At 45.6% G+C, this 22,754-nt stretch carries 17 protein-coding genes; 15 read left to right on the forward strand and 2 right to left on the reverse strand.

Annotated features, from left to right (window positions below):
• Positions 1 to 92 precede the first annotated feature (92 nt).
• The 4 genes from AC6CIF_RS26920 (at position 93) to AC6CIF_RS26935 (ending at position 3,806) form a co-directional block, all read left to right on the forward strand.
• Positions 93 to 854: an alpha/beta hydrolase gene (locus tag AC6CIF_RS26920; protein ID WP_498202211.1), complete on the forward strand. Its 762-nt coding sequence runs from the start codon at positions 93 to 95 to the stop codon at positions 852 to 854.
• Between the two features lie 257 nt (positions 855 to 1,111).
• Positions 1,112 to 1,546 carry a ribonuclease domain-containing protein gene (locus tag AC6CIF_RS26925; protein ID WP_498202212.1) on the forward strand — a complete coding sequence of 145 codons (435 nt, stop codon included), beginning with the start codon at positions 1,112 to 1,114 and terminating at the stop codon, positions 1,544 to 1,546.
• Positions 1,547 to 1,560: 14 nt separating this feature from the next.
• A complete protein-coding gene (locus AC6CIF_RS26930; RefSeq protein ID WP_498202214.1) occupies positions 1,561 to 1,836 on the forward strand; it encodes a barstar family protein in 276 nt (91 codons plus the stop codon).
• A gap of 275 nt (positions 1,837 to 2,111) precedes the next feature.
• Positions 2,112 to 3,806, forward strand: a complete 1,695-nt coding sequence (locus tag AC6CIF_RS26935) for an ABC transporter substrate-binding protein (protein ID WP_498202215.1) — start codon at positions 2,112 to 2,114, stop codon at positions 3,804 to 3,806.
• A gap of 120 nt (positions 3,807 to 3,926) precedes the next feature.
• Here the strand turns inward: AC6CIF_RS26935 and AC6CIF_RS26940 are convergent, their stop codons facing one another.
• Positions 3,927 to 4,796, reverse strand: coding sequence for an AraC family transcriptional regulator (locus AC6CIF_RS26940; RefSeq protein WP_498202216.1), 870 nt, complete (start codon positions 4,794 to 4,796; stop codon positions 3,927 to 3,929).
• A gap of 163 nt (positions 4,797 to 4,959) precedes the next feature.
• Here AC6CIF_RS26940 and AC6CIF_RS26945 point away from each other — a divergent pair, with 163 nt between their 5' ends.
• The 5 genes from AC6CIF_RS26945 (at position 4,960) to AC6CIF_RS26965 (ending at position 13,276) form a co-directional block, all read left to right on the forward strand.
• A complete protein-coding gene (locus AC6CIF_RS26945; RefSeq protein WP_498202217.1) occupies positions 4,960 to 6,477 on the forward strand; it encodes a glycoside hydrolase family 43 protein in 1,518 nt (505 codons plus the stop codon).
• A 7-nt stretch (positions 6,478 to 6,484) separates the two neighbouring features.
• The gene (locus AC6CIF_RS26950; protein ID WP_498202218.1) at positions 6,485 to 8,029 is read left to right on the forward strand and encodes a glycoside hydrolase family 43 protein; all 1,545 of its coding nucleotides are present in this window, start codon (positions 6,485 to 6,487) and stop codon (positions 8,027 to 8,029) included.
• A gap of 130 nt (positions 8,030 to 8,159) precedes the next feature.
• A complete protein-coding gene (locus AC6CIF_RS26955; RefSeq protein WP_498202219.1) occupies positions 8,160 to 9,851 on the forward strand; it encodes an extracellular solute-binding protein in 1,692 nt (563 codons plus the stop codon).
• A 48-nt stretch (positions 9,852 to 9,899) separates the two neighbouring features.
• The gene (locus AC6CIF_RS26960; protein ID WP_498202245.1) at positions 9,900 to 11,666 is read left to right on the forward strand and encodes a sensor histidine kinase; all 1,767 of its coding nucleotides are present in this window, start codon (positions 9,900 to 9,902) and stop codon (positions 11,664 to 11,666) included.
• Positions 11,651 to 13,276: a response regulator gene (locus tag AC6CIF_RS26965; RefSeq protein WP_498202220.1), complete on the forward strand. Its 1,626-nt coding sequence runs from the start codon at positions 11,651 to 11,653 to the stop codon at positions 13,274 to 13,276. Before AC6CIF_RS26960 ends, AC6CIF_RS26965 begins: the two co-directional genes overlap by 16 nt.
• A 124-nt stretch (positions 13,277 to 13,400) precedes the next feature.
• Here AC6CIF_RS26965 and AC6CIF_RS26970 read toward each other — a convergent pair whose 3' ends face one another.
• Positions 13,401 to 14,168 carry a helix-turn-helix domain-containing protein gene (locus AC6CIF_RS26970; RefSeq protein WP_036670943.1) on the reverse strand — a complete coding sequence of 256 codons (768 nt, stop codon included), beginning with the start codon at positions 14,166 to 14,168 and terminating at the stop codon, positions 13,401 to 13,403.
• 274 nt (positions 14,169 to 14,442) lie between these two features.
• Between AC6CIF_RS26970 and AC6CIF_RS26975 the strand changes: the two genes are divergently transcribed.
• From AC6CIF_RS26975 to AC6CIF_RS27000, 6 genes are all read left to right on the forward strand, one after another.
• Positions 14,443 to 15,798 carry an ABC transporter substrate-binding protein gene (locus AC6CIF_RS26975; RefSeq protein WP_076212107.1) on the forward strand — a complete coding sequence of 452 codons (1,356 nt, stop codon included), beginning with the start codon at positions 14,443 to 14,445 and terminating at the stop codon, positions 15,796 to 15,798.
• Positions 15,799 to 15,903: 105 nt separating this feature from the next.
• Entirely contained in the window at positions 15,904 to 18,801 is a 2,898-nt protein-coding gene (locus AC6CIF_RS26980; protein WP_498202221.1) for an extracellular solute-binding protein, read from the forward strand.
• A 19-nt stretch (positions 18,802 to 18,820) separates the two neighbouring features.
• Entirely contained in the window at positions 18,821 to 19,777 is a 957-nt protein-coding gene (locus AC6CIF_RS26985; RefSeq protein WP_036615906.1) for a carbohydrate ABC transporter permease, read from the forward strand.
• 2 nt (positions 19,778 to 19,779) lie between these two features.
• Entirely contained in the window at positions 19,780 to 20,655 is an 876-nt protein-coding gene (locus AC6CIF_RS26990; RefSeq protein WP_026081082.1) for a carbohydrate ABC transporter permease, read from the forward strand.
• A gap of 15 nt (positions 20,656 to 20,670) precedes the next feature.
• Positions 20,671 to 22,134, forward strand: a complete 1,464-nt coding sequence (locus tag AC6CIF_RS26995) for an NHL repeat-containing protein (protein WP_076253037.1) — start codon at positions 20,671 to 20,673, stop codon at positions 22,132 to 22,134.
• Positions 22,118 to 22,753: a YIP1 family protein gene (locus AC6CIF_RS27000; RefSeq protein WP_036670948.1), complete on the forward strand. Its 636-nt coding sequence runs from the start codon at positions 22,118 to 22,120 to the stop codon at positions 22,751 to 22,753. Before AC6CIF_RS26995 ends, AC6CIF_RS27000 begins: the two co-directional genes overlap by 17 nt.
• Position 22,754 lies beyond the last annotated feature (1 nt).

The raw sequence follows: 22,754 nt of genomic DNA on the forward strand, positions 1-22,754 counted from the left end.
AAAATCATCTTGTAATTATACTTACCGGTAAGTATAATTATGAAGAGTTAAAAAAGGCATATCATTATCCTCATACTAAGGTGGTTTTAAGGTTGAAAACAGCACAACGTACTAACAAATGGAAGAAAATAATTATGTGGACCATCTTGTCCATTGTTATCATCGTGGCCGGCGTTTACGTATATATTAATTCGGTTACGTATAGTCCCTCTGAGCGAGCTGAAACGGCGATGACAAGTGATGCTCAGGTTAATGTCGCCAAGATTAAGGACGGTTACCGATTTGAACCCGTGGGTACAGAGATAACCAAACTGAATATTATTTTTTATCCAGGCGGTCTGGTTGAACCTGAAAGTTATTCTCCACTTGCCAGAGAAATGGCAGAACAGGGTCACCGCGTATATATCGCAAACATGCCAATAAACTTGGCGATTTTCGGTCAAAACAAGGCTGATTCCTTTATCGAGGAACATCCTGACGAAGCATTTGTAATTGGCGGCCATTCATTGGGAGGATCATTTGCATCACGATATGCTGCGGAGCACAATGCGAATTTGGAAGGCGTCTTTTTCTTGGCTTCCTATGCAGATGAAGGGGGGAGCTTGAAGAATACGGACTTGTCTATCTTACAGATTACAGGTTTGGATGACGGAGTGCTTAACTGGGAAGACTGGGAGAACTCCAAAGCAAATCTTCCGGAAGACACGACATATGTGAGTATTGAGGGTGGAAATCACGGTCAATTTGGCTCATATGGCATGCAAAAAGGAGATAATCAACCTGCAATTACAGAAGAAAAGCAGTTGGAAGAGGTAGTTATAGCCCTAGAGAACTGGATGAGTAAATTAAAATAATGTACTAAATGAATGTGTTGAATGGTAATGATCGTGGTACGATTAAAGTCGCTATTTTAGCGGCTTTTTTTGTTGTAGAATAAAAATAATGCTTCAATGGAGCAGGGTAACAGTTTTTATTGATTGAATTTCAACTCCATAATAGGCTTACAGAATTGCTTTGTTTACCACAAATCGTTAACATTAGAAGCATTGTCATCGAAATAGCACCAAAACGGAAGACAGCAAGAGCAAGAACATCAAAAGGAGAAAAGATTATGTTTTTCAGAAAATTTGCTTACACGTTAGTGATCATCCTCGCTGCATTATTGTTCTCAGGTTGTACGTCAGAGTCTTTGCGTGATCTTGGATCACCTCAAGTTTCGGAGGATATGGGATTTGATGAGATTGCCGACTATATCTCGGAGCACAATGAACTCCCACCAAATTACATTACCAAGAAAGAGGCCAGAGAACTGGGCTGGGAACCAAGTGAAGGTAACCTGCGAGAAGTCGCTCCAGGCAAAAGCATCGGCGGCGACGTGTTCAGGAACCGGGAAGGAATACTCCCCAACAAAAAAGGCCGGATCTGGTACGAAGCCGATATAAATTACTCAGGAGGACGGCGCGGAAGCGACCGAATTCTATACTCGAATGACGGTTTAATCTACCAGACGACAGATCATTACAAGTCATTTGAACAGTTAAAATAAACGGAGGAAATGATATGAGCATCATTCAGATTAACGGAAACGACTTTCACAGCAAGGAAGAGTTTCATCAAATTTTGCAGAACCAGCTTGAGTTAGACGAGAGCTATGGAGGCAATTTGGACGCACTATGGGATGTCTTAACTGGGGCTGTAAGCATGCCGCTTACTGTTCAATGGATTGGTTTTGAGAAAAGCAAAGAGATTCTTGGAGATTACGCTGACCAACTAATGGAATTGTTGCGGGAAGTTGAAGGGGAGGTCCTAGGATTTACGTTGGAATTATATTATTGAAAAGTAGCTTTGGCTTTATGAGGCGATGGGCAACCATCGCTTTTTTGGTCTTTACATTTTTACTGAGACTCATGTCTAGATCATGCTATTTTCATGGCTTAATAATCAAGGTTGGGGTGATTAGACTTCCTTATACTTTAAACATGGAATAGGGTAGGCAGGATTGTAGTCGTTTACTAACGGTTGAACATGTAAGCGTATACTATTTCAAAGTGAACCATCGTAATGTCTGGATTGGTTATTACGACTAACATCATTTAGGGGGCAGAAAAATAATGAGAGCCATTTCAAAAATGCTAGGAGCATGTCTCGTAACAAGTGTTGTGTTAGTTTCCGCCGGTTGCGGAAACGCTGGAGAGAATTCCGAATCAAATACGAGTGACCTCAACAGCCCGATCACATTTACCTTCTTCGGCGCAGATGCAAGTCCCAACTGGAACAAAATGCAGGATGCTGTAGGGAAGAAAATTACGGAAGAAACCGGTGTAAGTATTGATGCAGAATTCGATATTTCGAGCGGAGGCGGAAACGACCGCATTTCCCTGATGGCTGCCAGCGGCGATTATCCGGATTTGATTTTCCCCAAAGGTAACTTGACCAGACTCGTTGATGCCGGGGCAATGATTGATTTGACGGATCTGATCGAAGAACACGCCCCCAACTTGAAAAAGATCTACGGTGAGCACTTCAATCGGTTGAAATATAGTAATGACGATCCTTCAATCTATTGGATTCCAACGAATGGTGCAATCGATCAGGTCAGCTTTGATGCGACGAATGGTACTGCCATTCAACATCGTGTAGTCAAGGAACTCGGGTATCCTGAGATCAAAACCTTAAACGATTTAGAAAATGTGCTACGTGACTTTTACGAGAAGCATCCGACAACAGAGGATGGGCAGCCAACGATTCCACTAACGCTTAGTGCGGATGGCTGGAGACGCATGATTACGGTGACTGACCCCGCTGCCATGTCAACGGGTGGCCCGGGAGATGGCGAGTATTTCATCGATCCTGACACATATGAAGCCGTTCTGCATTACAAACGCTCAGATGAAAAGGAATATTTCCGCTGGTTGAACAAGATGTACAATGAAGGCTTGCTGGACAAGGACAGTTTTGTTCAGAAGGATGACCAGTATAAGTCCAAAATCGCCAGTGGTCGCGTGTTATCCTTGCTTGATCCAAGCTGGGGATTCAGTGATGCGGAAAATGCTTTGAAAAGTGCAGGGAAAGACGACATGACCTACGGATTCTATCCGGTCACGCTAGATGACAACTTTCAGCGTAAAGATTTCCAGAATATTGGCTTTGACGGTTATGGCATTGGCATAACGGTAGATTGTGAAGATCCTGTCCGTGCTATTAAATTTTTGGATTGGATGTCTTCTGAAGAAGGGCAAGTATTGAGAAACTGGGGCGTTGAAGGCGAGCAATATAACGTGGAAGACGGTGCTCGCACCATCCCGGCCGATGTACAGGAACGTAAAAACAAAGACAATAACACATTCACCAAAGAAACCGGAGTAGGCTTGTATTACATTTTTGGTGCTCACTACGGGGATGGCGTCAAAGATTCAACGGATAACTATTATACAACGAATTATCCTGAACAGATTCAGCAAAGTTATTCTGATGAGGAAAAAGAAGCTTTGAAAGGTTATGGCATCACTACATGGAAGGAATTGTTCCCATCCGAAGAGGAGTTTCCGGTGAAAGAGTGGGGCGCGGCTTACAATATGCCGATTCCTTCGGATAGCGGGGATTATAACGTTGTGTATCAGAAAACGCAGGATATTATTCAGAAACGGATCGCCGAAGCGATTACATCCTCTCCAAGTGCCTTTGAAGGCATATATGACAATATGATTGCCGAACTTGATAATGCAGGTGCAGTAGCCATGGAACAGCAGTATACGGAGTGGATTAAAGATCGCGTTCGATTGTGGACGGGAAAAGAGATCAATTAACTTGCGGATATAATCACAATAATGAATTGTTTGCAGATCCGAAGCATATCAAGAACTAAAAAACATCGAGCCATGCAGGATGGTTTGATGTTTTTTAGTTTACATTGAATGAGCTCATCATTATCTTGGCAGTGCTTCCATTGCATCACGTCTTTGTTTGATATATCTACCGGGGGAGATACCGACCATTTTGGTAAAACTGCGAATAAAATTGGCATAGTCACTGAATCCTGATTGAAAGCATGCATCCGTAATACTCATTCCTTCAGACAGGTGGAATTTGGCCCGTTCAATACGACGACCCAAAATGTAGGAACGGATGGTTAATCCAGTATGCTTTTTGAACTGGCGGCTGATATAAGTACTGTTCATGTAGAACACTTCGGCAAGTTTGCGAAGTGTAATATCTTGATTCAGATGTGTTTCAATATAATCCATGGTTTCACGAACCAGTTCAGGCATAATGTCATTGGGAACAAAGGAATTGTTATGAAACCAGACGTTAATCATGACCAACAATTGGGCTACGGCTGCATTTATTTTGATATCGGTGCCATAAGCATCAGAAGCAAGCAATCCTTCCAGTTCGTTCGTACATTGCAGCATCTGCTTCAAGTTATAGTCGTCTAAATGTACTATGTTTCCTGTACCTTTGGGGCGATGGTCAAAACATGACGATAGATTGGTTGATGGTGTGGAAAGCTGAAATAGATATGTTTTTTTGAGATTGATTGTAATTCGCTCATAATCAGATTCATCCAGAATAAAGGCTCGGTGCATCTCCTCGGGTGACATCACAAGCAGATCACCAGGCTGTACATGGTAACATCGATTATCTACATAAAAGTGAACGTTTCCACGAAGAAACAGGTAGATTTCGTATGCATTATGGCGATGATAGATCGTTTCCAGCTTATACTTCGTTATGCTGTGCAGATATAAGAGCTCAGGCTGGATGGGATCATAAAAACACTCAGAGGATCCACTCATGAAGTACCTCCCGTCATTTCACGCAATAAATACAGCGGTTAACGCAATGAAATTGTACTCAGCTTACCTTAAAATGTAATCATCCTATCACGATACCTTTTGTATTGCAAACGCTTTCTCGTAAAAAGGCACAACTAAAAACAATTATAGGGGGATTCTGTTGATGAATCATCATTCTACACCACAAGCTGGTGAGCAAAAGCAAGATCAAGCTGCCAATATGGAGCGTATTCCAGGGGAGATTGGAAAGCTTCGTCCCAACGGTAACCCTCTGGTGGCCCACAAATTCGGAGCCGATCCCTATGCTTTGGTATTTAACAATCGAGTCTACTTATATATGACTAGTGATAAGCTGGAATATGATAAGGACGGTCTTCCTCAGAAAAACAGCTACAGTTCAATCAACCGGATTACGGTCATTTCTTCGGATGACTTAATCAACTGGACCGATCATGGAGAGATCAGAGTGGCTGGACCTCAAGGCGCAGCAACATGGGCTTCACAATCCTGGGCCCCGGCAGCTGCTCATCGAATCTTGGATGGCAAGGACTGTTTCTTTCTTTATTTCGCCAACAATGCCAGTGGAATAGGTGTACTGTCTGCCCCCACACCTGTAGGTCCATGGATAGACCCTATAGGAAAGGCACTTATTACAAGAGAGACGCCGGGAGTGGAGGAAGTAACCTGGCTATTCGATCCGGCTGTCATTGTAGATGATGATCATCAGGCCTATATATATTTCGGTGGTGGTATTCCACAGGGGAAAGCAGAAAGACCGGATACGGCAAGAGTTATGCGATTGGGAGAAGATATGATCAGCGTTGTTGGCAAAGCGAAGGTTATTCAGGCGCCTTATATGTTTGAAGATTCAGGGATACATAAATATAATAATAGTTATTACTTTACGTATTGTTCCAATTTTGTTGAGGGTGATCGGCCAGAGGGCAGCCCACCACCTGGTGAAATTGCATATATGACCAGTGTTCAGCCAATGGGGCCATGGACATATCAGGGAACGTTGCTCCAGAATCCGGGCCACTTTTTTGATGTTGGCGGCAACAATCACCATGCTATATTTCAACTATCGGATCAGTGGTACATTGCCTATCATGCTCAGACATTATGCCAAGCCATGAATATCCCCGAAGGTTACCGTTCAACACATCTGAATCGAGTCGAGCATGATGAGGCCACGGGTAAGATCAAGAAGGTACATGCAGATTATCAGGGCGTAGATCAAATCAAGTGCTTCGATCCCTATGGGTGGGTAAGCGGTTCGACGATTGGATGGAGTAGCAGAGTATCAACAGAGCAATATCTTGACTCTGGTGAGATGTCTGCATCAGATTCGAATATGATCTCCGCTAAGCTGCAAAATGACAGCTGGATAGCTATATCTAAGGTCGACTTTGAAAGTGAGGGACCCACAAACTTCACAGCCACGATTGCGAATCAAGGAACCGAAGGTACGTTGGAACTTCGACTTGATCGTGCAGATGGACCGTTAATTGGAGAAATCATTGTTCCGCCTGCGACCGGATCGCTTCAATGGATGGAACTAACAACTAATGTTACGGGTGCGAAAGGTGTGCAAGACTTGTATATTAAGTTTAAAAGTTCAACAGACAGCTCAACCATCCTTTTGAGAGAATGGAAGTTTAACAGACAAAATGAGGTGTAATTAAAGCATGTCTCCGAATCCGATTATTTGGGCCGATTACCCCGATCTTGACGTTATTCGTGTAGAGGACACATATTATATGGTCAGTACAACCATGCACATGATGCCGGGATGTGTCATCCTGCGCTCATATGATCTGATCCATTGGGAAGTAGCCACATATGTATACGACACATTGGACGATACACCTGCACAACGGCTGGTGGATGGTCAGCACATTTATAGCAAAGGCATGTGGGCTGCATCGCTCCGCTATCATCAAGGGATGTTCTATGTGATCTTTGTTGCAAATGATACCCGAAAGACATACTTGTATACGTCCCCCACCATCTCGGGAGTTTGGAAGAAGCAGATCGTGGAAGGGTTTTACCATGATTGCTCCTTATTTTTTGACGATGATGAACGAGCATATCTCGTGTACGGTAATACCGAGATCTATCTGACCGAATTAAGCTCTGATCTGTCCGGTCCCAAACCTGGTGGAGTGCATCGCTTGATTGTAAAAGACGAGCAGCCTCATCACCTTGGTTATGAAGGAGCACATTTTTACAAGATCAATGGTAAATATATTGTGTTCCTGATTCATATCACGAAAGCTTCCGGACGTAGAACACAGGCGTTTTATATGGCAGACTCTCTGGAAGATGTCTTCACTGGTGGAGAAGTATTCAATGACGATATGGATTATTTCAATTCAGGTGTTGCTCAGGGCGGTATCGTGGATACGCCGGATGGAGTATGGTATGCAATGCTGTTTCAGGATCATGGGGCTGTTGGCCGGGTTCCTGTTTTGGTTCCGCTACACTTTGATCAAGGTATACCGGTCTTTGCAAGCAAAGCGCCGAAGCAGATTGATATCCCGAGCACGAGACCAGAGCACCGTTATAACCCGTTAGTGGGTAGCGACAGTTTCAATTATGAACCCGAAGAAGATGGAAGCATCCGCATCCGTGATTTTTGGCAATGGAATCATACACCTAATCATGAACTTTGGTCCGTTACAGAGAAATCGGGGGTGTATCGTGTTCGAACGGGACAGATCAGCCCAAATCTGACGTTTGCGGTCAACACACTAACCCAGCGTTCAATGGGGCCCGCTTGCGAAGCAATGGTTACGCTTGACGGCAGTCGTCTGAATGATGGGGATTATGCCGGGTTGTGCTTTCTGATCGGTTCGTACGGTATGATCGCTCTCACGAAGCAGGATAGCAAGTTTTACTTGGTCATGCATGCCAGAGATAGTGAGGATTCCACCATATTTGGCAATCTGATCGACCAGAAGCCAGCCACTGAACATGAACGTATCCCGGTATCAGATCCAGTAGTTAAACTAAAAGCATTCGGAAATTTTGAGAACAATCTGGATGAGTGCTCTTTTGCCTATTTCGATGGGGTTGAATGGAGAGATATAGGGATTGTCCACAAAATGATATATAAACTGGATCATTTTATGGGTTGCCGGACGGGGTTGTTTGTATATTCAACGGAAATAGTTGGAGGAACAGCTGACTTTTCGAATTTCGAATATCGTGTGATTAATCCTGTTGAGTAACAATAAAAATACGAAAAGCCGCCCAATGGCGGCTTTTCGTATTCAATGAGTACAAGTTGTTGTACAATGATATGGATTAAAGTTGACAGAGAGAAGAGAGTTGTTCAAACCGAACTGGGGGCATGTCGTCATGTATAAGAGATGTCTGGACATAACAAGATGGACCTTCATTCTGTTCCTTGCTGTATCCATACCAGCAGGTCATACCGAAGGTAATAGCAAACAACATCATCCGCAGCAAGATGGGCAGCAGATTCAACTTCCCGCTACGTTTGAGAGGTATTCTCCTCCCATCGTGGTCTCTTTTGTCAGGGAAACTGGAGATGACCTTGAGCGCATGATTAGTCAGTTATCTGGTGAGACGATACTGGATAATCGCTGGACTCGTTTGTACGAGAAAGAGCTAGGTATTCAAATTCACTATGACTGGATTGCTAATGGAGATGTATACAATCAGAAGTTGGGTGTATCCCTTGCTGCAGGACGTTTTCCAGATGTGGTGAAAGTTAATCCATATCAACTTAGACAACTGAGCAACGCTGGAATGATCGAAGATTTAACCCATATGTACCAAGAGTATGCTTCCCCACTTACAAAGAGTATATTGGAGGCGGAGGGAAGAGGCGCATTTGATGCGGCAACCATTGATGGCAAACTCATGGCTATTCCCGAATCATCTTCCTCCATTGAGACAGCGCAGTACCTGTGGATTAGAACCGATTGGTTGGAGCAACTGGGGCTACGGCCGCCTGAAACGATGGAAGAGCTTCTCCAGGTTTCGAAAGCGTTTACAGAGGAGGACCCCGACGGGAACGGAGAGCATGATACGTACGGACTTGCGCTAACAAACCATCTATGGGATCCAGTTATGGGAGCTGCAGGGTTGATGTCCGGCTACGGTGCCTACCCTAATATATGGGTTAAAGATGCAGAAGGAAACCTCACTTATGGAGGTATACAGCCTGAAGTTCGGGAGGCTCTGAAAGCACTGCAAACGTTGTATCGTGAAGGCCAACTTGATCCGGATTTCGGTTATAAAAGTGGAAACAAGGCGTTTCGTCTGGTTCAAGATGGAAAAATAGGGATGCTTTACGGCGAACAGTGGACATCCTTTATGCTTCAGAGCACCCGTGATACAGATACAAATACAGGTATAGATGTAGAATGGCAGGCATATCCGATTGTTGCCAAGTCGGACCGGAGTCTGTTCGTACCGCTACGTTCCAACACTGGGCAATACTTTGCTGTAAAAAAGGGCTTCTCTAATCCGGAAGTTGTTGTAAAGCTCATGAATCTGCATCTGGACATCAACTGGGGGGATCAGGCACAGTATGAAACATACTACAATGACGACTCTCGAGCTGTGTGGATGCTTTCACCGGTAACTCCTTTTCCAGGTAATAAAAATATAGATGCATACAAACAAATTCGGGATGCCAGAAGTACAGGAGACTTCTCGGCTCTGCAGAATGAAGCTCTCGCCATTCACAAACGCATTGTGGCCTATGAATTGGAAGATGTAGAGAGCGGCTGGGGCTGGAAACAAACCTATGGGCCTTCGGGTGCTTTTAGCATTGCAGATTCTTACGAGAAGAACGGCCAACTTCTCTATGATCAATTCACGGGCGGAATTACGGACACGATGGTTGATCGACAAATTATTCTTCGGGATCTTCAGCTTGAAGCCTATATGAACATTATTCTAGGCAGGTCGATAGATGAGTTTGATCAATTCGTTGAGAACTGGCGCAAGCTGGGGGGAGATCAGATCACATCGGAGGTTAACGCGTGGTTTCGCGCCAGCAAGCCAAAGGAGCACTAATGTTCACTTTATTCATACAAGGAACCCACTCAGCCTTTGGCATTGGAGGTGAATGCATTGATCAAGATCCCTGCTAAATCATGGTTTAACAGTATATTTGCGCGATTAATAATCACCTATCTGGTATTTGTGCTCCCCCTTATTCTTCTTGGCGTGTATCTGTATCATTGGAGTTATGACAATGCAAGCCAGGAAATATCGTTGTCAACGGAGAGACGGTTGAACCAATATGTGGTGGAATTGAACAGAGAGATAGAATGGATGGAATTACAGCAGTTTGATATCGTTGAGGATCGAAAACTCAATCGTCTGGCGATTCTCTGGGACATGATGGATCAGGTTGAGCGGCGTGATACATTAAATTACCTGACTGAACGACTCGCTTCATTCAAGAATAGCACTGCTTATATCAAAAACGTACATGTACATATCCCTTCTGTTGGCAAGAGTATATCCGCGATCCAAGGCATCGATGATTTTGATAAAAGTTCTTATCTATATTTCAGTTCAGGCCTGCAAGGAAAAGGTACACGTTTCACGGTGAAAGAGGACGCCTTGAACTTAAGTGCCGTCAGGCTAACAGGCACGAGAGGAGAACCCCCGCTTTTTGTCATTCAGGTGGAACTGGATACACACCATTTTCAGAATGAACTCACACGGCTTAATTTGTACCCGGAGAGTTCAACGTTTCTGATTGAGGACAAAACGGGGCATGCCATCACAGATAAACATCAAGCTGGTGTTATTCTCGCGAATTACCGTGAGCACAGTGTAAAGGGTACTCTTGATGGCTTTCGGATGAAAGTGGGGGACACCATGTACCATGTTAGTCAGTTGCATATGGACTCCCTTGGCCTATCCGTAGCCACCTATCTACCTGAGGCAATTGTTACCAAGCCACTAAGCAAGTTCTATCATTGGGCTTGGCTGTTTGCAATTACATCATTTGTTGCCATCACGGCATATCTCTATTCAAGTTACAAGTTGATTCATATCCCGTTACTGTTGTTGGTGAAAAGATTCAAAAAAATGGAGGGAGGCATGCTTGATGTCCCCATTGCGCATAACCGAAAGGATGAATTTGGCTTCCTCTACACCCGTTTCAATCTAATGATTGAAAATCTTCAATCCCTGATCGACCGTGATTTCAAGAAAACACTGATGATGCAGCGGGCCGAGTTGAAACAGCTCCAATCGCAGATTAATCCTCATTTTCTGTACAATAGCTTCTTTATTCTGAATTCACTGGCAAGGACAGGAGAAACCGAACGTATTGAGCAATTCACGAACATGCTTGGAGAGTATTTCAGGTTCATTACCCGGAATGAAACAGATCATGTGAAGTTGAAAGTGGAAGTTGAGCATTCACGAATCTATACAGAGATTCAACAATTACGATTCTCCAGACGAATCAAAGTTGATTTTGGGTCACTACCTGCTGAGATGGAACATATTAAAGTTCCCAGACTCATTATTCAACCTATTATTGAGAATGCCTACGAACACAGTCTTGAAAAGAATACGGACTCCGGCCTTCTAATTATTGGGTTTACTATGGAAGGTTCATATGCCGAGATCACCGTAGAGGATAATGGTAATGAGTTGGAAGAGCAACACATTCAAACTCTTCAACAACGTTTGCATAAGGACGGAGGTACAGACGAAATGACCGCGTTAATAAATATTCATCGACGTCTGGTCCTGACGTATGGAGAAGGAAGTGGGCTTTTTCTATCCAGAAGTGAACTGCAAGGGTTAAAAGTCACAATTCGAATCCAGTGGAAAGAGGGGGAAAACGAATGTATCGACTTTTGATTGTAGATGACGAGGAGATTATTACGGATAGTCTCTATGAAACGTTCGCCAGACATATACCCGAACAGCTTGATGTATGTAAAGCCTACTCTGCAACAGAAGCATTGTCGTGGATGCAGCGTTCGAGAATTGACATTGTTCTAACGGACATCCGCATGCCGGGCATGAGTGGCTTGGAACTGACAGAGCGGATTCAAGCCAGTTGGCCGAATTGTCGCGTCATTTTTCTGACAGGACATAGCGATTTTGATTATGCATATCAAGCTTTTCAGATGGCTAATGTGCGTTACTTGCTCAAAACGGAAGGTTATGACAAGGTGATGTCTGTTGTAGAAGATGTGACGGAAGAGATCCGGCGAAGTCACAGCATGGTTGAGTTGTTGGAACATTCTCACAAAGTCAATTCACAGCTTGCACTGATTCAGCAAAAAGAGTATTTGCGGAAGCTACTTCAAGACTGTACAGCGGTTATAGAATCTACTGTGGATATGCAGGACGAATTATCCAAACGAGATATAAGATTACAGATCAACTTGCCAGTTTATCTCATACTGGGTCGGTTCAATAATCTGCCAGAAAAAGGTTCGGACCTCACACAAGTTCAAGAATCTGTTCGCATTATCGGCTCTTCTCTAATGAATGAGCGTACAGTGTGCGCAAGTGTAACGGACCATTATGGGGATACGATCTGGCTGCTTCAGCCGAAGCAGGAGGAAGAGATGACTAATGATAAACTTGTGCGATTTCTAGAAGGTACCCTGGAACTGGTACAGGAAGCATGTATGGTATCACTCGGCGTATCCATTGCTTTTTCATTAAGCAGTCGAAGCTGCAATTGGTCCGAGTTAACCAAACAATATGAACGTCTGCGATTACTCCAGTGGATGAAAATTGGGGATGGTGTATCCATGGTCCTCACGGATCATCGCAACGATCTCTCATCTGATGTACCCAAAGAATCCATGCGAATCTCAAACCGGATCGAGATTATGTCAGGATATTTGGAAACGGGACGAATTCAGCCATTTTACGATATATTTGAGGAGCTTGCAGGAGAACTGCTGCAACAGGAAATTACGATGGAACGTGCCATGGAGACATACTACAATCTGGCCTTATTATTGCATTCAACGATCAATCGCTGGGGTCTTCAACAGAAAATCCCGGATCAACGAAGCTTGCTGCACTTAGGGGAGTATACATGCATGAAGGATGCAGTACAATTTCTATATCGTGCTGCCGATGAATTGGTCCGCTACAAAAGATCAAATGAACAGGAACGCGCTAACGTTGTCATTCATTCCTTATGCAGTTATGTTAAGGAGAATCTGGAGAAAGACCTTTCTCTGGTGAGATTGGCAGAACTTCATCATTTTAATCCATCCTATCTGTCGCGATTCTTTAAGCAGGAAATGGGAATAAACGTGTCAGAGTTCATTGACGACTGCCGAATACGGAAAGCCAAAGAATTGCTTCAGAACACAAATCTTATGGTACGTGAGGTCGCACTTCAAGTGGGGTACGAGGCTGCCCATTCGTTTACCCGACTTTTTAAGAAAATAACGGGAATGACTCCCCAAGAATACCGGGAATCCCTTTTGGTACGTTAATGGTGAATCCTCTGGAATTGACCAAACCCAAATAACCACAAAAAAACGCAGAATGTATTCTTCTTCCTGCGTTTTTTTGTGGTTATTATCTAATTGATAAACAAACCGATTGGGCAATCCACCTTTAGGCCGTGTGGATTTTTTGTCTTCTATAAGCATTGGGACTCGATCCGGCATACGCTTTGAACTTTTTATAGAACCAATCTATATCCTTATAACCTACCTCAATAGCAATCTCATATATGCGCAAATTCGTGGAAGACAACAACTGCTGTGCCTTTTCCATACGTTGCTGGAGCATATAATCATTGAAAGACATCTTCTCTTCCAGCTTGAACTTCTGTCCAAGGTACGCACAGTTAAAATGAAGCATGTCAGAGATCTTCTTCAGCGTGATTTCATCACTCAGATGATCCCGTACATAGGCCTTCACGATACGAATAACATGACTGGAGTGCATGGGTTTACCATTCATTTGAACGGGTGTTTTGAAGAACGACGACGTTTTGTGTGCCGGGTCGGTTTCAAGGTGAGATCTAAGTGCATGCAGACTGTTAAGTAAAGAAGAGGGACTAACAGGATACGGGAGATAATCATTTACCTGATACGTCAGGGCTTTGCGTACGAACCTGAAGTGATCTCTTCCACCCATAAGGAGGATGGGTATCTGACTTTTTTTTCGAATGTCGTTGCATAACCAGAGCCCCGCGGTATCAAACCTCTCTGTATGTACCATAACAAGGGAAAAGTCTCGTTCTGACAATGCGGTCAAAGCCTCGGCCGATGAGAACACACAATTTGCGATAGTATATTGAGCTTTGCTCCGTAGCAACATCTGTTGCAACTCCCCGCACAAACGACGGCTGAAATCCACAAGTAAAATATCATACATGAAGCAATACCTCACCTTCTGCTGAATTGTAATGCGCTAGATTAACTGAAATTTGACTTAATTTCATTATGGTAATAAAAGAAAGCGCATACAATGTGCATATTTTTGTAGACAGTGCATTTCTTTACCAATTAAAACCTATAATGCACTTTGCTCGTGCAAAATTACGCAAATCTATATTCAGCCCGGGTAAACATCAATATTTCGGCAGGTTGTTTGCGCTTTCATTTGGACGATACACTGTGATAGCAAACGACAATCAGGGGGGAAGACGATGAGAAAAAACAAGTTCATGCTACTGAGCCTGGTATTTGCGGTCTTGTTGGTGATTGCTGCATGCAGTTCTGCACCTACCGCTCAACCCGAGCCGGAAAAGACAACACCACAGGAGGAACAAAAACCCGCGGAAACCGAACCCAAGAATGAAAACTCCACGCCAGAAATGGATTTTGACATGGGCGGCAGAACCATCAAGGTTGTTGCTTGGTGGGACATGGAAATACAGGGGAACAACCCGGACAACATTCAACGCCTTGAGAATCTCGAAGCGCTGAAGAAAAAACACAACTTTAATATTGAATATGTTTCCATCGATTTCGGTGAATATCAGGAAAAAGTAGTTGCTTCCCTGATGGCCGGTGAACCGCTTGGCGATCTGGTGAGACTGGGCAAAAACTATGCCATCCCGGCATTGACCAAACAGGATCTGTTATGGCCGGTGGATGATTATATTAAAAACGACAAGGTATTCAACCAGAAAACTACCAAGGAATACATGCAGTATGAAGGCAAAGGTTACGGCTTTACCGAGGACCAGTCCTCGTTTATCAACGGAATTTTCTATAATCGCACACTCATGCAAGAGCTCGGCTTGAAGCCACTTCAAGAGTATGTGGATGCCGATGAGTGGAACTGGGATACCTTCATCAGTGTTGCCAAGCAAGCGAACAAGGATAGAAACAATGATGGCAAGCTAGACACTTGGGGACTCGCTCAAACGGGCTTGCTGGAACCGATTCTGTATTCCAACGAGGCTTCTCTGACCAAAGAGGATAAGCAGAACCTGGAAGATCCAAAAACGAAAGAAGCGTTGAACTTCCTGTCCAAACTGGCTACCGAGAAGGTCGGCAGAGCTTCTGAGGGCGGCGATTGGACAGAGCCATCCACATTCTTCCGTCAAGGTAACACCTTGATGTATTCAGGTGCCATGTACGAAGTCGAAGGCATTATGACGGATATGCAGGACTACGATATTGGTTTTGTACCGTTTCCAAAAGGTCCAAGTGCATCAGCGTATCACTCCGGTGAGTCACGTTACCAAGCGATAACAATTCCAAAAGCGGTAGAGAATCCGGAACAACTGATGTACATCTGGGAGAAAATTAACGAGATCGAGTCGATCTATGAGTATCCGGGACAATCCACACTGGAGACACATCTGACCGATGAAGCAGATATCAACAACGCCAGAGAGGTTGCGGAAGGTATGTTGGTTCTCGACCATAACACATTCCCGTCCTTGCCGTTCTGGGATTTTGATGGGGAACTCAAAGAAGGGGTATCCGTATCCACGCTGATCGAGAAATACAAGGCTCCTTTCCAGGCTGCGATTGATGAGGTTTACAAATAAGTATCACGTTACACGGGCAGAACGCACCAGTGAAGGTGCGGTCTGTCCGGGTTAGTCAATCGTTCAGTTCTCTCAACGCTTACAGGAAAGGGGATACATTCAAACATGCGGTCACGTAAGAAAAAGGGACTAATCCTGGTGCTTGTCCTGGCCTTGGTGCTCTCCATATGGACACTATATCCATCGCGGGATCGTAATCCGGGAACGGTACATGCGCTTGAGGACTTTGAGGCGGTATCGGGAACCGAGGATTCATTCAGTTATGAGCATTATCTGACTGCTCATGACAATACGGCCAAACCGGATGAAGTTGTACGCATCGAAGGCGAATCTTATGTTCAGGCAGAGGATGGGGAATTCGAGGTTGTGCAAGGGTACGCCGGATTAGACGGAAATGCCGTAATTACGCCGGAAACTGGAACCATTCGCTGGGATGTTCCCGTTCAAGTGAGCGGTTTGTACAACATTCGCATTCACTATTATCCCGTAGAAGGCAAAAGCTCCGGGATCGAACGCAGGTTTGAGCTTAATGGTAAGGTCCCGTTCAGAGGGGCCGATATTCTTCTGTTTGACAGGGTATGGGGGAATCGCGAGGACAACGTCCGGCAGGACGATCGTGGCAACGAGCTTAGACCAAGACAAGTGGAACAGCCTGAATGGCAACTGACTTCCTTCAAGGACAGCGCAGGGTACTTCGAGGAACCGTTTCAATTTTATTTTGAAAAAGGCAGTCAGAAGTTATCGCTTACTTCATTAAGAGAAAGCATGGCAATCGATTATATCGAGCTGTACCAAGAAAGCGAAGTTCCTTCCTATGCAGAGCTGGAGCAGACCTATGGCTCACTCGGCTTGAAACAATCAGCTCCTGTCATGCTGAAAGTTCAGGGGGAGGAAGCTGTTAGCAAATCATCTCCTACACTGGCACCAATCTCGGACCGATCAAGTCCTTCACTCGAGCCTTATAATGTATCGAAAATTCGGATGAACGCCATCGGGGGCATTAACTGGAAACTGCCGGGCGAATGGATTGAATGGGAAATTGACGTGCCTGAAGACGGACTGTATCAACTGGCGCTTAAGGTAAAGCAGGATCAATTGCGTGGCATCTATGCCACCCGCAGTCTGACGATTAACGGCGAAGTTCCGTTTAAGGAATTGAAACGCATTCGATTTAACTACAGCCCGGCCTGGCAAACTCAGGTGTTGGGTTCGGGAGAGGATAAGCCATATCAGTTTCATCTTGAAAAAGGGAAACACCGAATCCGAATGACAGTTACACTTGGCGACATCGCTCCGCTGCTTCGGACCGTGGAATCCAGCGTGCTGGAACTGAATGAGATGTATCGCAAAATATTAATGATCACCTCCAACAGTCCGGACCCACTGCGGGATTACCAACTGGAACGGCGTATTCCGGAGATGACGGAGGTGTTTGAACGACAAGCTGACACCTTGCGCTCGGTTGCAGATTACCTGGAAAAGGCCACGGGTGAACAAAGTGACAAAGTGGCCGTACTTCACGCCATGGTATTGCAGCTTGAAGATATGGCGGCCAGACCAGAGACGGTTCCCAAACGGCTGGATACGTTCAAAATTAACGTAGGTGGTCTCGGCACATGGATTCTATCGGTACGTGAACAGCCGATTACGTTGGATTACCTTGTCGTATCTCCGCCGGGTGAATCGCTGCCAAAAGCGGAAGCGAGCACCGTCCAGCAGGTGAAGCACGAACTGGGCGCATATGTTGCCTCGTATACCGAAGATTACGACAGTATTGGTAACGTGGAACAAAAGAAGGATGCCATCACCGTATGGATCACGACTGGACGAGATCAGGCCCAAGTACTGAAAGGCATGATCGACGATTCGTTTACCCCGGATACGGATGTGTCCGTGCAGTTACGTCTCGTTCCGCCTAATATTTTGCTGCCCGCAACACTCTCGGGGGAAGGACCGGATGTAGCCATGCAGATGGGCGAAGACATTCCGGTGAACTATGCGATGAGGAATGCAACAGCGGATCTGAGCCAGTTCCCCGATTTCGAGGAAATTTCGGGCAGGTTCCGTGAAAGCGGATTGACGCCTTACCGATACAACGACGGGGTATATGCCCTTCCGGAGCAGCAGCATTTTCCAATGCTCTTTTACCGCAAAGATATTCTGAATGAACTGGGCCTCGAACCGCCAAAAACGTGGCAAGACGTATATAACGCCATCGCCGTGCTGCAGAAGCATAACATGGAGTTTTATCTGCCGATTGAGGATACGCTGAACAATGCGAACCTGGTTCCGAATTCAACCTTTGCGATGTTGTTATATCAGAATGACGGAACGTTCTACACCGAAGACCAGAAGAAAAGTGCACTGGATTCGGAGATTTCAATGGACGCGTTCAAACGTTGGACGCAATTTTATACCAATTACAAGTTTCCGCTCAAAGCCGACTTTCCGAACCGCTTCCGTACCGGGGAAATGCCGATCGGAATTGCTGATTACACCACGTATAACATGCTGACGGTTATGGCTCCGGAAATCCGCAATCTCTGGGACTTTACGATTGTTCCGGGTACACAGCTTCCGGATGGGTCCATACGGCATGAAGTGGCCAGCGCTACGAGCGCGGTGATGATGCTCGAAAATGCCGACAACAAGGAAGCGGCGTGGAAGTTCATGAAGTGGTGGACTGATGAGGAGACCCAGATTGAATACGGGAGAGAAATGGAAGGTCTTATGGGAGCGGCTGCCCGTTACCCGACGGCCAATATCGAAGCCTTGAAGCAATTGCCTTGGCCTGTGAAGGATTATCAAAATCTCGAGAAACAATGGGAATGGGTACAGGGAATCCCGCAGCTTCCTGGAGGTTATTTCACGGGACGACATCTGGACAACGCCTTCCGTAAGGTGGTCAATGCAAATGAAAATCCGCGTGAAGCCTTATCGGACTATGTGTTGTACATTGATGATGAAATAGAGTTGAAACGCAAGGAATTTAATCTGAAATAGAGGAAAGGGAGGGTAACGGTTGCAAGCTAAAACTACCAAGACAGCCGCCGCTCCTGCCGTCCATACCCGCCAGGTCGGCTGGTGGTCCCTATTGAAGCGGGATCTGTATCTCAGCAGGCATTATTATGTATTGATGGCACCGTTTATGCTGATTTTTTTCATGTTTACTGTCATTCCGGTCGGCATTTCACTTGGGCTCAGCTTTTTTCACTTCAATATGCTGGAGCTGCCGCGATTTGTCGGCTGGCAGAACTATTCCCGGCTTTTCCTGAACGATGACGTATTTCTGATCGCGCTCAAAAACACGCTGCTTTTTGCCGTAATTACAGGCCCACTCAGTTATATTGCCTGCTTTTTGTTTGCGTGGATCATCAATGAGTTGTCTCCTAAAATTCGGGCGGTCATGACGCTGGTTTTCTATGCCCCATCCATATCGGGCAACGTCTTTTTCATCTGGCTGATCATCTTCTCGGGTGACAGCTACGGGTATATGAACGGCTTCCTGATGCGCCTTGGCGTCGTGCTGGAACCAATCCAATGGCTCGCAGACGAGAAGTATGTCCTGGCAATCGTCATTATTGTACAGCTGTGGCTGAGCCTGGGAACCAGCTTCCTGGCTTTTATTGCAGGACTGCAAACCATTGATCGTTCTCTGGTTGAAGCAGGAACCGTAGACGGGATCAAAAACCGCTGGCAGGAGCTCTGGTACATCACCTTGCCTTCGATGAGACCGCAGCTGATGTTTGGTGCGGTAATGCAGATTACCGCTTCCTTCGCCGTAGCTGAGATTTCCATCGCACTGGCAGGTTTCCCGAGCGTAAACTATGCGGCACACACAGTTGTCACACATCTGATGGACTTCGGAACCATTCGTTTCGAGATGGGGTATGCCTCGGCCATTGCAACGGTCCTGTTTGCCCTGATGCTCGGTACAAACGTTTTCACGCAAAAAATGCTTAGAAAGATAGGTGAATGACGATGACCAGCAAAGTACGTGCCGTGTTTGGCATGCCAAAAAGGCTTAATCGGTCATTTACCGTCAGCCTGATGTTATTTGCATTGCTGGGCGTGTTCGGCTCCTTTATGGTGCTTCCGCTCATCTATGCTGTCAACAATGCATTCAAGCCGCTGGATGAGCTGTTTATTTTCCCGCCGCGCTTCTGGGTGAACAATCCGACAACGGAGAATTTTGCCGATCTGATCAATCTCATGGGTAATTCGTGGGTGCCGTTATCCCGCTATATTGCCAACACATTGCTCATTACGATACTTGGCACAGCGGGGCATATCCTGCTTGCATCTGCAGCAGCTTATCCGCTGGCGAAGTATCGTTTTCCGGGTTCAAAAGTGTTGTTCACCATTGTCATTCTGTCCCTGATGTTCTCGCCGCATGTTACGGCGATTCCGAACTACATGGTCATGTCCTGGCTTGGCTGGATTAACACTCATGCGTCCATTATTGTGCCATCACTTGCGTTCTCGCTGGGACTTTTCCTGATGAAACAGTTCATGGAGCAGATTCCTGATGCTTTGCTGGAGGCAGCCAAAATCGACGGAGCCAATGAATACCGGATATTCTGGAGCATCGTGATGCCCAATGTGAAGCCGGCATGGCTCACGCTCATGATTCTGCAGTTTCCAGCGTTATGGGGAACGGATGGCGGGAGTTTCATTTACAGTGAAAATCTCAAAACGCTGCATTATGCGCTCAGTCAGATTGTGCAGGGAGGGATTGCAAGAGCTGGTGTAGGTGCGGCTGTTGCTTTGCTGCTGATGATTGTACCGATCACTCTGTTTATCATCTCTCAGAGCAGTGTTATGCAGACGATGGCCACTTCGGGCATGAAAGAATAGAAAGGAGGCAGCGAGGTGCGGAGAAGCACATGGAAAAAACGTAAATCGATCATCATGGGCATGATCTGCCTCCTGTTGTTCGTTCAAGAGGCGCCCTATGTGAGTGCAGACGGTAAAACGGATGCGTATCATTATTCCTTCTGGGGTGACGCAGTTCCTTCACCCGCGGCATATGAGGCAACAACCATTATCACCGGCAAGAAGTTGAACACAACTCCTATGAAAGAGCCAAGCGACATGCATGTTACCGCCAATCAGCACGTCTTTGTGCTCGATTCGGGCAATGGCCGCATCATTGAGATGGATCGCAACTTCAAGCTGGTACGGACGATTGATTCATTTGAGCAGGAAGGCAAGGAAGATCATTTTAAAAATCCACAGGGATTGTACGTCACGGAAAAAGGCCATCTGCTGGTTGCTGATTCGGATAATCACCGGGTGGTGCATCTGGATGAACAGGGGAAGCTGGTCAAGATCGTGTCTGAACCAAAATCGGATCTGCTTAAAGAAGACTTCCAGTTTAAACCGATGCGGATTGTTATGGACAAAGGGGAGCGTATCTACGTCATGGCCGAAGGCGTATTTGATGGATTCATGGAGTTCAGCGCCGATGGTACGTTCTCTTCCTTCATTGGAGCGAACAGAGTTCAGGTGGACCCGGTGGAATATCTTTGGAAACGGTTTGCAACACGGGAGCAGCGGAGCCAGATGGTGATGTTCACTCCAACGGAATTTACCAATCTGGATATGGATGAAGAGGGCTTCATCTACGCCACTAGCGGGGATCGCGGCAAGGATCCGGTCAAAAAGCTGAATGCCCAGGGTACAGACATTTTGCGCAGAGAAGGCTATCAGACTCCGCAGGGTGATTTGCTGTATACCCAGGAAGCAGGGCCATCCCGCCTGATTGATGTGGATGTGGGTGACAGTGACATGTATTCCGTACTGGATTCCAGCAAGGGCCGAATCTTCACCTACAATGGAGACGGATACCTGCTCCATATTTATGGCGGCATCGGGAACCGGCTGGGCCAATTTAATACACCTGTTGCCCTGGAACGTGCGGGAGACCGGATGTTAGTTCTGGATAAAGCGCTGGGTGAAATCACCGTCTTTCAAACAACTGAATACGGACGTACACTCCACGAAGCGGTGCGCAGCTACTATAACGGTGATGAAGATCAATCTTCGGTGCTGTTTGCCCAAGCTGCCGAGATGAACGCTAACTTGGAATATGCGTATGCGGGAATTGGCAAAGCATTGCTTCGTCAGAAGGAATACGCCGAGTCTGCGAAATATTTCAAGCGCAGCATGGAGCCCAAAGGGTATTCCAAAGCTTTTCTTTTGTACCGCAAAGAGCTGATGCGTGAGCATTTTTCATGGATGATGTCCGGTATATTCCTGGCTGTCGCTGCGATTGTCACCGTCATCATCGTTCGCAGGCAGAAAAGGAGGACTACGAATGCAGGCATCAAGTAAGCAACTATACCAGTACCCGCTGCATCTGATTTTTCATCCGTTTGACGGATACTGGGAATTGAAATATGAACGGAACCAGAGAAACTCACTGCTGATTGCTTTCATGATCCTGGTGCTTCTGGTCATCACCAAAATTTTGCATGCCCAGTACAGCGGTTTTCTCATTAATCTCAGTAATCCAAAGTACCTGAACAGTCTGCTCGAAATGTTATATGTCATTATACCGGTACTGTTTTGGTGTGTGGCTAATTGGTCGTTAACCACATTGATGGACGGGGAAGGCAAGTTCTCCGAGATTTTCATGTCAACGTGCTTTGCACTGGTACCGTTGTTACTCATTCATTTTCCATGGATCTGGCTGAGTCTTGTGATCTCTGCGCAGGAAACTGCCTTTTATTATTTCTCCAATGCACTCGCCGTTGCGTGGACGGTATATCTGTTATTTGTGGGGAATATGACGGTTCATCAGTACACACCAGCCAAAACGGTGCTCACGATGCTGCTGACACTTGTGGCGATGGCGTTTATGGCATTTCTGTGCCTGTTATTCTTCAGTCTTGTACAGCAGATTGTATCGTTTGTCGTAACCATCTATCAGGAATTAGTGCTTCGGGGCTAAG

The organism is Paenibacillus sp. GQ49 (genome assembly GCF_059759055.1).